The sequence below is a fragment of the Candidatus Streptomyces philanthi genome (assembly GCF_059553635.1).
This window is the reverse complement of record NZ_JCANQV010000195.1, coordinates 1-11,304: the sequence shown is the minus strand read 5'-3', so window position 1 is coordinate 11,304 and position 11,304 is coordinate 1. Positions and strand designations below refer to the sequence as shown.

At 72.5% G+C, this 11,304-nt stretch carries 10 protein-coding genes; 3 read left to right on the top strand and 7 right to left on the bottom strand.

Annotated features, from left to right (window positions below):
- The 4 genes from AC51EU_RS20865 to AC51EU_RS20850 all read right to left on the bottom strand — a co-directional run.
- Positions 1-283 (bottom strand): hypothetical protein (locus AC51EU_RS20865; protein ID WP_496268532.1); only part of this gene is annotated, 283 nt, incomplete at its 3' end.
- The gene (locus tag AC51EU_RS20860) at positions 259-1,593 is read right to left on the bottom strand and encodes a Dyp-type peroxidase (protein ID WP_496268531.1); all 1,335 of its coding nucleotides are present in this window, start codon (positions 1,591-1,593) and stop codon (positions 259-261) included. The genes AC51EU_RS20860 and AC51EU_RS20865, both read right to left, overlap by 25 nt.
- A 20-nt stretch (positions 1,594-1,613) precedes the next feature.
- On the bottom strand, positions 1,614-2,627 hold the full coding sequence (locus AC51EU_RS20855; protein ID WP_496268530.1) for a hypothetical protein: 1,014 nt from the start codon (positions 2,625-2,627) through the stop codon (positions 1,614-1,616).
- Between the two features lie 44 nt (positions 2,628-2,671).
- The gene (locus tag AC51EU_RS20850) at positions 2,672-3,247 is read right to left on the bottom strand and encodes a hypothetical protein (RefSeq protein WP_496268529.1); all 576 of its coding nucleotides are present in this window, start codon (positions 3,245-3,247) and stop codon (positions 2,672-2,674) included.
- Positions 3,248-3,601: 354 nt separating this feature from the next.
- Between AC51EU_RS20850 and AC51EU_RS20845 the strand changes: the two genes are divergently transcribed.
- Positions 3,602-5,488, top strand: a complete 1,887-nt coding sequence (locus AC51EU_RS20845; RefSeq protein ID WP_496268528.1) for a glycoside hydrolase family 5 protein — start codon at positions 3,602-3,604, stop codon at positions 5,486-5,488.
- 44 nt (positions 5,489-5,532) lie between these two features.
- Here AC51EU_RS20845 and AC51EU_RS20840 read toward each other — a convergent pair whose 3' ends face one another.
- Complete coding sequence (locus tag AC51EU_RS20840) at positions 5,533-6,672, bottom strand: acyl-CoA dehydrogenase family protein (protein WP_496268527.1); 1,140 nt, start codon at positions 6,670-6,672, stop codon at positions 5,533-5,535.
- 224 nt (positions 6,673-6,896) lie between these two features.
- Between AC51EU_RS20840 and AC51EU_RS20835 the strand changes: the two genes are divergently transcribed.
- Positions 6,897-8,522: an AMP-binding protein gene (locus AC51EU_RS20835; RefSeq protein WP_496268526.1), complete on the top strand. Its 1,626-nt coding sequence runs from the start codon at positions 6,897-6,899 to the stop codon at positions 8,520-8,522.
- A 471-nt stretch (positions 8,523-8,993) separates the two neighbouring features.
- On the opposite strand, the gene AC51EU_RS20830 is transcribed toward AC51EU_RS20835, so the two are convergent.
- The gene (locus AC51EU_RS20830; protein WP_496268525.1) at positions 8,994-9,725 is read right to left on the bottom strand and encodes an HAD family hydrolase; all 732 of its coding nucleotides are present in this window, start codon (positions 9,723-9,725) and stop codon (positions 8,994-8,996) included.
- Between the two features lie 480 nt (positions 9,726-10,205).
- Here AC51EU_RS20830 and AC51EU_RS20825 point away from each other — a divergent pair, with 480 nt between their 5' ends.
- Complete coding sequence (locus AC51EU_RS20825; protein WP_496268524.1) at positions 10,206-10,814, top strand: TetR family transcriptional regulator; 609 nt, start codon at positions 10,206-10,208, stop codon at positions 10,812-10,814.
- Positions 10,815-10,868: 54 nt separating this feature from the next.
- Here AC51EU_RS20825 and AC51EU_RS20820 read toward each other — a convergent pair.
- The coding region (locus tag AC51EU_RS20820) for a zinc-binding dehydrogenase (protein ID WP_496268523.1) at positions 10,869-11,304 on the bottom strand (436 nt) is incomplete at its 5' end.

Below are 11,304 nucleotides of genomic sequence, written 5' to 3'. Positions count from 1 at the left end.
CGTCGAGCCCGGTCCGGCCGGTGTTCCGCCACCGGCGGAACAGCGCGGATGTCCCGCTCGGCCGCTCCACCGCCCGCCGGACGAAGTCCACCACCCTCTCCGGGACGTCCTCCAGCGCCGGGAAACATCCCCTACGCCGGTACGACTTCAGCATCGGCGGCAGCGCCGGCAGACGCTCGTCGCAGTCCGCGGCATCGGCCGCCCACTCCAGCTCATCGCGGTTCGGGGAGAAGAACAGGTGCAGCCCCTGCGCGGTGATCAGCCGCTTGAACCACCGAGCCACCGCAAGGCCCTCAGGCCCGGCAGGAAGCAGTACTCGCCGCCGCGGGTGACGACGAACCGCGGCAGCGGGGACAGACGTCGCCGCAGCGGCCGCCGGGGAACGGTGAACCCGGTGACACCGTCATGAGATCCGGTGACGGGGTCCCTGGCGCTGCCTCCGCCGAAGAAGACGCCGTCGTTCATCCACTGGGACTGAACGAATTCGAACTGCCTGCCGAGGTGGGCTCCGATGAACGCGAACATCAGACCGCGATCGGCCCCGTCGTCCTCCAGGGCCCCTTCGGGCAGCGGCGGACCATAGACGGCGCCGCGTCTGATCATGCGGTGCAGCCGCACGTCACCCGCCACCGCCGCGTCGCGGGGGTTGGCCCGCCGGATGTGACAGCCGCTGGGCGTGATGAAGCCCGCCGGATCGTCCCGCCCGTACAGGAAGGTGTTGCGGCGGTGCGGGTCGGCACCGAGATCGGGGGCGTCGTGCCGCGGGCTGAGCGCAAGAGGTGCGCCGCTGCGCCAGCGTCCCATGATCTTGGCGGCGAGCAGTTCCTCGTCCTCGGGGCCGGTGGCGTTGTCCCGCAGGTAACGCCGGAACGCGGCGACCCGCTGACGGAGTTTGCGGAAGACCGCGTAGCTGCCGTTGCGTCCCAGCACCTCCGGTTGCGGGGTCTGGACCCCGCCGATCTCGTCCTGGTAGCCGAGCACGAATTCGCCGGCCTTCAACGGCACCTCCAGCCGGTTCGACGCGTCGATGCCACTGCCCTCGACAGCCGGTTGGCTGACGCCGTCGAGGTAGCCGAAGTGCTCGGTCCCGGTGGGCAGCGCGCGGCAGTCCTGGCGCCAGATCGCGGCCACTCCCGGGAGCCGGTCGCGGGCGAGGCGGGCCCGTTCGAGGGCCGCCTCCAACCGTGCGGTGTCGGGGGCGAGCGCCGCGAACACCACATGGACGTCCGGCGTGCCCAGTGGCGCCTCCCAGTGTGCGGGGTCGCTCTCGCCGGTATCACCCAGCGTCCTGGCCCGGGCGGCCATCCCCTGCCGGAACTCCCAGGCGAACGTGTCCAGCGACGCGCGCGGCACCCCCAGCGCCTCCAGCCCGTGGTAGGTGACCGCGACACTCACCCATGTCTCGCCCAGGGGACTGACCGAGTCGGCGGCAGCGGTCACCACCGCGCTCGCGCGCCGCATCAGCTCTTGCCCCTGCGCCCGGTCATCGACACGGAACCCCAGGTACGTCGCCGCGTAGGGGGTCGGGCGGGGGCTGAGGACCCCCCGCTGGATGTCGTCGAGCTCCAGTACGGCCGGTGTCCGCGCGCTCATGGCCCCGCCTCCTCGCATCACTACATCGTGACGAGGTTCCGCCAGAAATTCCGCAGGCTTTCGTCGCCGCCGAACAGCGAGCTGAAGATCGTGGAGTCCGCCAGCAGCACCTCTCCGGCCCGCTCACCGCTCGGGGGCATCCACAGGAACATGGTGAACTCGGTGTTGCCGGCCTCAATGAACGGATGCGGCTTCGAGGTGTCGATCGGCTGCCGGGCCAGCACACGTACGGCGTCCGGCTCGTCGCTCGTCACGGCGTAATGCGGAAGATGCTGGTGAAAGTTGAAGTTCGTCACTCCGTCCAGCCACCCTTTCGTGTCCGCGTCCCTGAACGCGGTGAACGGGGCGATCCGGTTCGGCGCCCGCACGGCGGGGCGCAGTCCGTAACGGTTCTCGACGGGTACCCCCAGGCCCCGCATCAGGCCCCGGACGTAGCCGGCGAACCGCTGCTGGCGGGGCACCAGGGGATCTCCGTGGTGGTGGTACTCCACATCCCGGACCGACAGGTCCTCCGATGCCCCGACGTCGTGGTGGGGCCCCAGGACCAGGCGTGCGTCCTCCCGGCCGAGGAAGGCCCGTAGCGCTTCGATCTCTCCGGGCCCGGCCTCTTGGCCCGTGACCGTGTGATCCAGCCCGAACACGAACAAGGTGTCGGTGTCGGCCAGCACCCGCTCGTCGAGCGGGGCGGGAACACCGGCCTGGTCGACGCGTTGGTACACGGGGACAGGGTGTCCGGTGGTCTCCTCGACGAACCGCTGGAACGGCACCCAGGCCCGGAAGAACAATTCCAGCGAGCCGGCGATGCCCTGCTGGAACCGCGACGGGTCGGACCACTCCGGGTCCTCGTACGCGGGCCAGGCCACCCGCCGGACCTCGGTCATGGTGGAGAACCGGTTGTCCAGCTCGGCCGGGTTCCTGCCCGCCTCCGCCGGGTAGCTCCACGTGACGTAGACGCTCACCCGCCGCCGACCAGGGGCGTACGCGCGCGGCACGTGGTTCTGGTTGTACGTACGAGCGGTCCTGACCTCGCTCATCGCTTCTCCTGTCCGCGGCGGCACGCCCTCCCGAAAGCCGGATCTCACTGCAATTGGTCGAGCATCTCCGACAACGCGTTCTTGATCCGCAGAGCCTTCTTGATCTCATCGGCCGTGACGAACGGATACTCTCCGTACTCGATGAAGCTCGGGCAATGGTGCGCGCGTACGAACCTGATGAACGCCTCGGGGTTGGTCCTCCAGTCCTCCGGGAATCCTTCGAGGTTCTCGAAGGCCGTGCTGACCCCCGCCCTGCCGAAAAGAGCGATGGCGTCCTCGGTGTATCTGTCGAAATCGGTGTCGAAGATCCCCTGGTACATGAAACGGGTGTCGTCGTCGAAGAGCACCCAGCGCAGATAGTGCAACTTCAGCGGCGCCAGAAGGTACGGGTCCCCCTCCAGCGCCTTGGCCAGGGTATGGCCGTACTCGCGCATCGCCTCGGCCCGGCCTGGTTTGACCTTCGCGACGATCGTGAATCCGTAGCACGCCGGTGTCTTCGGGAAGACGGGGCCGTACTTGCCCTGTTCGAGGTCCGTTTCCTTGGGGAGAACGGCTGCCTGCGGCTTGATCTCCATCTCGCCCCCTCCCGCCTCCTGCTCGGCGGGGGAACACCTCTTCATGCTCCCACGCGGCCGCCCGATCCGCCTCATGAGCGGTGCTGTGCGCCAAGCACCGGCAGCGGTGGCGGACGTCTCGGCGTGGGGATCGGCCGGGCACCGGGCCCGCACGCGTCGTCGCGGGCGCGCTCGCGCCGAGGAGTGCCGGTACCACGCAGAGCTTGTCGGCGTGACACACCCGTGGTTACCTCGGGTAAGTCCCCGTGTGGAGCAAGAAGAAGGAACTACCGTGCCCTCTCCGCCCGCCACGCGCCCTCCCCCGAACCAGCCACGTCCCGGCCCGCCGGCGCCTGTGGGCGTCCCGCGCCGCAGCGCTCCCCCACAGCCGGTTTCCCCCTCACCCTCCCGAAGGACATCGTGAAGAAAACACTCCTGGGGGCCGTGCTTGCCGTGGCCTTCCTGGCCGCCGGCACACCGGCGGCGCCCGCCTCCGCGACCGGGCCCGCCCCGGCGGCCCCCGCCCCCACCGACAGCTGGCGACCGCCCCTCAGCACCCGGGGGCGGTACATCGTCGACGCGAACGGTGACCGGTTCAAGCTCAAGTCCGCCAACTGGCAGGGGGCTCAGGGCTCGTGGAACGGATCGGGCGACATCGCCGAACCCGCGAACCACCACGACGCCGAGAAGTCCGACCAGCTGCCCCTCGGCCTCGACCGTGTGCCCCTGCACACGATCCTCGCCGACTTCCGCGCCGTCGGCATCAACAGCATCCGCCTGCCCTTCTCCAACGAGATGCTCCACGACCAGCGCCCCGTCCCCGACGCCTCGGTCGCGGCCAACCCCCGGCTCCGGGGGCGTACCCCGCTCCAGGTCTTCGACGCCGTGATCGACGCCACGACCGCCGAGGGCTTCGCCGTCGTGCTCAACAACCACACCAACACCTCCCGTTTCTGCTGCGGCCTCGATGGCAATGAACGCTGGAACACCAGCCAGTCCACCGCCCAGTGGGAGGCCGACTGGCTGTTCCTCGCCAAGCGCTACAAGGACAACAAGCGAGTCGTCGGTGCCGACCTCTACAACGAGGTCCGGCGCACCGTCACGGACGACGCCAACTGGGGGTGGGGCGACGACCACGACTGGTGGAACGCCACCCAGCACCTCGGCGACCGTCTCCTCACCGAGGCCAACCCCGACCTTCTCGTGGTCGTCGAGGGCATCAACTGGCAGGGCATCCCGGTCGACGGGCTCCCCCACCGGCGGCCCACCCTGGAACCGGTCCGCACCCTCTCCCACACGCTCGTCGCTTCGGACAAACTCGTCTACTCGGCCCACTTCTACGGCTACACCGGACCGCACCACACCGGCGCCACCGGCACCGGCGAGACGCATGACCCGCGCTACCAGGAACTGCCGCGCGACGAGCTGTTCGCCACCCTGCGCCGTCAGGCCCTCTACGTCGCCGCTGACACCGGGCAGCACTACACCGCCCCCGTCTGGATCAGCGAGTTCGGCATCGGCGCCGACGAGACCAGTCCCCAGGCGCGGGCCTGGTTCGGCAACTTCGTCGACCACCTGATCACCGGCGACACGGACTTCGCCTACTGGCCGCTCGTCGGCTTCACCGGACACGGTCGCTGGAAGCTGCTCGATTACGACCCCCAGGGGCACCGCTCCGGCATCCTCGACGGCGGCGACTGGCGCGCCGCCGACTGGCACCGGCTTGTCACCGCCCCCGGCAGGACCGGTCAGGTACCGGCAGCCGATACCTGGGACATGCTGAACCTCGACCACGCCGACGCCGTGCAGTCGCTCCGCGTACGCGCCGGCGGCGACTGGGACCCGGGGGCCCGCAAGGGCGTGTGCCCGGACGGCCAGCGGCTCGTCGGCCTCTCCCACCGCGACGGCCGCGGCCTCTGCACGGACGCGGGCGCACCCCGGCTCCCCTCACCCACCGGGGGGTTCACCGTCGTCAAGGACGAGCGGAACGCGCAGGAGGGCGACTGGGCCGTCGGCCACACCAAACTCAGCTGTCCCCAGGGACAGTTCATGACCGGCTACAGCGTCCGCGGCCAAGCCGTTTCGGGCGTCCTGTGCGCCGCCGCCTCCCGCCCCCTGCCGGCGAGCGGCCGCGCCCTCTGGTTCGACCGCGGCGACAACCGCCCGGCCGGTGACCCCGGTGGGGAGTTCGCCGAGGGGAACTACAAGGGCCAGTGCGGCACCACGGAGTACGTCGCCGGGATCGCCTTCACCGGCGCGTGGCTGAAGGGCGAGACCCCCGATGCGGTGCTCTGCCGCCCGCTGTAGCACCACGGCGCGACGTCCGTGTCCGGCGGGCCCACGTTCCTCCGTCAGGAAGGCTCCCCTACCCCCCGGTACAGCTCCTTCGCGATGATGGAGCGTTGTACCTCGGTGGCGCCCTCGTAGATGCGGGGGGCGCGGACCTCGCGGTAGAGGTGTTCCAGGAGGTGGCCGCGGTGGAGGGCGCGGGCGCCGTGGATCTGGACCGCGGCGTCGACGACGTACTGGGCGGTCTCGGTTGCCAGGAGTTTGGCCATCGCGGCGCGTCGGGGGACGTCCGGTGCGCCGTTGTCGTACGCGGCGGCGGCCGCGTAGACGAGGAGGCGGGCGGCCTCGGTGCGGGTGGCCATCTCGGCGAGTTGGTGGCCGACGGACTGGAGGTCCTTGAGGGGGCCGCCGAAGGCGGTGCGCCGGCCGGCGTGTGCCAGGGCGGCGTCCAGCGCGGCCTGGGCCATGCCGACCGCGAACGCGCCCACGCTGGGGCGGAAGAGGTTCAGGGTGCGCATGGCGACGGCGAAGCCGCCGTTCACCGGGCCGAGGAGGTCGGCGCGGGTCACCGGGACGGCGTCCATGACCAGGGTGCCGATCGGGTGCGGGCTGAGCATGTCCAGGTGTTCGCCGCTCAGTCCGGGGCGCCCGGCGGGGACGAGGAAGGCGGTCACACCGCGGGCGCCGTCCGGGCCGGTGCGGGCGAAGACGGTGGTGAAGTCGGCCTCCGGGGCGTTGGAGATCCAGCGTTTCTCGCCGGTCAGCCGCCAGGCGCCGGGGCCGTCCGGTTCGGCGGCGAGGGTGAGCGCGGCGGCGTCGGAGCCGGCGCCCGGCTCGCTCAGCGCGAAGGCCGCGACGGCGCGCCCGGCGACCACGTCGGGCAGCCAGTGGTCCCGCTGCTCGGGGGTGCCCGCCTGGACGAGCGGGTGGGTGCCCAGGCCCTGGAGGGCGAGGGCGGTCTCGGCCTCGGTGCACTCCTGGGCGAGGGACTCGCGCAGCAGGCAGAGGTCCAGGGCACGCGGGTCGCCGTTCCCGGGGAAGAGGCGGCGCAGCAGGCCGAGTTCGCCGAGGGCGGTGACGAGGGGGCGGTTGACGCGGCCGGGGGTGCCTTGGTGCGCCAGGGGGCGCAAGGTGTCGGCGGCGAGGGCGCGCAGTTGGGCGCACCACTGCTGTTCCTGCGGTCCCAGCGCGAATGCGGTCACGAGGCGGCTCCCTGGTGGCGGTCCTCTATCGCGGTCTGTTGACTGCCGTCACCAACACGTTACGCTGACGACGGATCCGTACGGCAGTCCCCGACCGGTCCTCGCGCCGGCCGGACCGGTCCCGAGGCCGGTCCGCCCGGTCCCGTCCCGGCCTGAGCAGCCCGTCAGCCCGAATCTCCCTCGGCCGGACGCCGGCCGACTCGGCGCAAGGGGGCACATCCGCCATGGAGTTACGGCCTTCGGCCCATGCCGACACCTTCACCCGCGACCGGCTGCCGCCGCCCTCCCAGTGGCCCCGGCTGACCGACCTGGGCTACCCCGACCGGCTCAACTGCGGCACCGAACTGCTGGACGGCACCATCGCCCGCCACGGCCCCGACCGCCCCGCCTTCCGGGACGAGCACGGCACGGTCTGGTCGTACGGGCAGCTGCGCACCCGTGTCGACGCCCTCGCGCACACACTCACCGGCCGGCTGGGCGTCCGCCCCGGCAACCGGGTGCTGCTGCGCGGCCCCACCTCGCCCTGGCTGGCGGCGTGCTGGCTCGCCGTCATGAAGGCGGGCGCGGTGGCGGTGACCGTCCTGGCCGGCCAGCGGCCGCGCGAACTGGCCACGCTCTGCGACATCGCACGGGTGCGGCACGCGCTGTGCGACCACCGCTCGGTGGCGGACCTGGCCGCGGCCGCCGTGCCCGGCCTGCGCATCACCCCGTTCGGCGGGGACGGCGCGGACGATCTGCGGCGGCTGGCCAAGGGCGCGTCCGGGCCGTACCGGGCGGTGCCGACGTCCGCCGACGATGTCGCGCTGATCGCCTTCACCTCGGGGACGACCGGCCGCCCCAAGGGCTGTCTGCACTTCCATCGCGATGTGCTCGCCATCGCCGACACCTTCTCCGCGCGGGTGCTGCGGCCGCGCCCGGACGATGTGTTCGCGGGCAGTCCGCCGCTCGGTTTCACCTTCGGGCTCGGCGGTCTGGTCGTCTTCCCGCTGCGGGCCGGGGCCTCGGCGTACCTGGCCGAGTGGCGGGGCACCGAGCGGCTGCTCGCCGATGTCGCGGCGCACCGCGTCTCGGTGCTGTTCACCGCGCCGACCGCCTACCGGGCGATGCTGCCGCGGCTGGACCGGTACGACACCTCGTCGCTGCGCCGCTGTGTGTCCGCGGGGGAGAACCTTCCGGCCGGGACGTGGCGTGCCTGGTACGAGGCGACCGGGCTGCGGATCATCAACGGGATCGGCGCGACGGAGATGCTGCACATCTTCCTGTCGGCCGCCGACGACGCGGTCCGGCCGGGCACCCTGGGCGTCCCGGTGCCCGGTTTCACGGCGCGGGTGGTGGACGCGGACGGCCGCCCGGTGCCGGACGGCGAACCGGGGCTGCTCGCCGTACAAGGGCCGACGGGCTGCCGTTATCTGGCCGACGAACGGCAGACCACATATGTGAGGGGCGGCTGGAACCTCACCGGGGACACCTGTGTCCGGGACGCCGACGGGTACTTCCGGTACGTCGCCCGCGCCGACGACATGATCGTCTCGGCGGGGTACAACATCGCGGGTCCCGAGGTGGAGGAGGCGCTGCTGCGTCATCCGGACGTGGCCGAGGTGGCGGTGGTCGGGCGGCCCGACGAGGAGCGCGGGCAGCGGGTCGTGGCGCATGTGGTGCTGCGGGAGGGGGTGGCGCCGGGTGAGGAGACGGCCGACGCGCTGCGCTCCTTCACCAGGTCGGCCATCGCGTCGTACAAGTGCCCGCGGGAGTTCGTCTTCCACGGCGCGCTGCCGCGGACGCCCACCGGGAAGCTCCAGCGGTTCCGGCTGCGGGACGCCCCGGCGGAGGGCGGTACGGACACGGGGTGACGGTGCGTCGGGCCGGTCGCTCCGCCCGCGGGTCCCGGCCCGCCCTCTCCCCTCCTGTCGGAGGGCCGGACGGGACCCGCGCGGCGTTGTGTGCCGGCGCGTCGGCACACGGGTGGCAGGACCGGAGGGGCGCCCGGCGGCACGGCGCGCGGTGGCGTAGGGCGCGCGCCGTACGGCACTCCCCCTGACGCCCCGTAAGCCCCCGCCCGTGCTCCCCGAAGCCCCCCTTTTGCCGGCACCCCGGATCGTGCGCCGGCGGGACGCCCCGCGACGGGGCACGCCCCGGGCGTCCGCGCCCCCCTGCGCGCAGACGCCCCGATCACCCTCGGGTGATCCTTCCCCCCGTGACCCCCCTCGGGCCCTGTGACCACCGCGCCCCCGCGGCGGCCACCGGCACCGGCTTCCCCCTCCGGTGCCTGCACCGGTTCCCCCGGCACCGACGCCCCCGTCGCTGCCGTCCGGTGCGGTCGGTCAGCGGCGGCGGCGCTGGGGTGCCACCGCCGCGGTCTGGCGCGGCCTGGCGGCGGCGATGACCGAGACGACGTCCTTGAAGGTGCTGCACATCCGGGTGCCCGCGACGCCGGCCAGCTCCCCGAAGCTGCCGACGCCGTAGGTGACCGCGACCGGCTCCATGCGCGCCGTCACCGCCATCCGCATGTCCTCCACGGTGTCCCCCACGTACGCGCTCTCCCAGGCGGCGACCCCCAGCCGGCCGACCGCCCGCAGCACCATCTCGGGATGCGGCTTGCCGCGCCGGACCATGTCCTGGCCGATGACCGGGCCGACCAGGTCGCGGATGCCCATCACGTCCAGCAGGGCCTCGGCGCTGCGGGTCGTCTTGGACGTGGCGACGGCCAGCTGGACGCCGTGGGCGCGCAGCGCGGACAGGCCCGCGGTCACGCCCGGGAAGAGCAGCTGCGCCCCCTGGCAGAGCACTTCGTAGGCGAAGAGTTCGCGGTAGCGGGAGATGGCGGCCAGCACCGCCGGGTCGTCCTCGGGCTTGCCCAGCAGCCGTCCGAAGGCGGGGCCCGGCGGCTTGCCGACCGCGGACGCCGCCTGCCGCGCGGTCACCGAGCTGCCCTGCTCGGCGGCCACCTTGACGAGGAGTTTGCTGATGGCCGGGAGGGTGTTCGCCAGGGTGCCGTCCAGGTCGAAGACGGCTGCCCTGATCGTCTCGCTGCCGGCGCCCCTTACGCCTCTCACAGGACGTTCGCCGACTTCCGCTGATACGCGCATGTCTGGTGACCTTTCCGGATTCCGATGGGTGCTGGCTCTGGGGAGCGTCGCCGGCCCGGCTGGTTCGGGCGGCCCGCGGTCGAGACCGACGGTGGCAGAGGCGGTCTCGCCGGGGCGTGCCACTGTCCAAAGGCGGTACGCGACCGTCGCGGCGGTTGTCGGAAGGGACCGTCCCGTTTACCGCCTTCGCAGATTTAAAAACCGTCTGCGCTGTTTGTCAATGCACCCCTGTACCGCCCTCGTCCCCCCTCCGAAAACCTTGGCATCCCTGCGGTACAGGGCATGCGCGCGAGGCGGCGGGTAGGGCCGAAAGGGCCGCCCAGGGGCCCGTATACGACGTCGCGGAACGCATCTCGGCCATTCGCCGGAAGCATAGCGAACCGCATGGTTGGTTTTCTCTGTACACTGCACGAGCTTGCCAGCCGTACGAGAGACGGGACGGACACCGTGCCCACGCAGCATCGCGCCATCCAGAGCCGCCAGGCGCTCATCCGCTCTGCCGCAGAGACCTTTCTGGAGAAGGGGGTGCCCGCCGCCGGCATGGTCGAGATCAGCCGCCGGGCCCGCCTGAGCAAGGGCGCGCTCTACTTCCACTTCACGTCGAAGGACGAGCTGACCCTCGCGGTACGTGATGCGGCCCTCGCCACGCTGGAGCAGGTGGAGGATGTGCTGATCCGTTCGCCGCGGCCGTTGCGGGACGCGGTACGGGAGTTCGCCGCCGTGCTGTTCCGGCGGGTGACGGACGACGTGGTGCTGCGCGCCGGGCTGCGGCTGCGGCCGGAGACCGCGCCGGGTCTCGGCATCACCGCCCTGGAGCGGCGCTGGTACGCGCTCTTCCTCGACAAGGCGATGACCCAGGGCACCGACGGTCCGCCGGCGTCGGACGCCGAACCGCGACGCACGGCGCAGCTGCTGACCTCCGTGGTGGTGGGTCTGCTGCACCTGGGGTGCGAGGAACCGGAGTGGTGGGACGACGCGGCGCTGGCCGATGTGTGGTCGCTGCTGCCGGTCACGCCCGCGGCGAGCGTCCCCGCCCCGGCCCCCGCGGTCGGCTGAGCGGGCGGGCGGTCCGGCGGACGCCGGGCCGCCCTCGCTCCGGGCAGGCCCGGCTCACAGCTCCACGAGCACCGCGCCGATGTGCTCACCGCGCGTCAGCTCGCACAGCGCGCGCGGCGCCTGCTCGATCCCCCGCAGCGTCACATGCGGGAAGGTGAGGCTGCCGTCGCGCAGACCGCGGCCGAACTCCCGGGTCCACTCCGCGGGAAGGTCGGGGTGGGCGTGCAGCCCGAAGCCGCGCAGGGTGATCCGGCGGGCGATGAGCGTCCCGGCGTCGAAGGTGACCGGGGAGTACGTACCGCCGTCCCCGCCGAGCTGGGTGGCGAGCGCGCCGACGAGGGCGAAGCGGGCGTCGGCGCGGGCCACCGCGAGGGCGGCGGCGAGCTGCTCGCCCGCGACGGTGTCCAGCAGGACGTCGATGCCGTCGGGCGCGGCCGCGCGCAGCTGCTCCTCGAACGGTCCGGCGCCGCGGACCACGACCGCGTCGTAG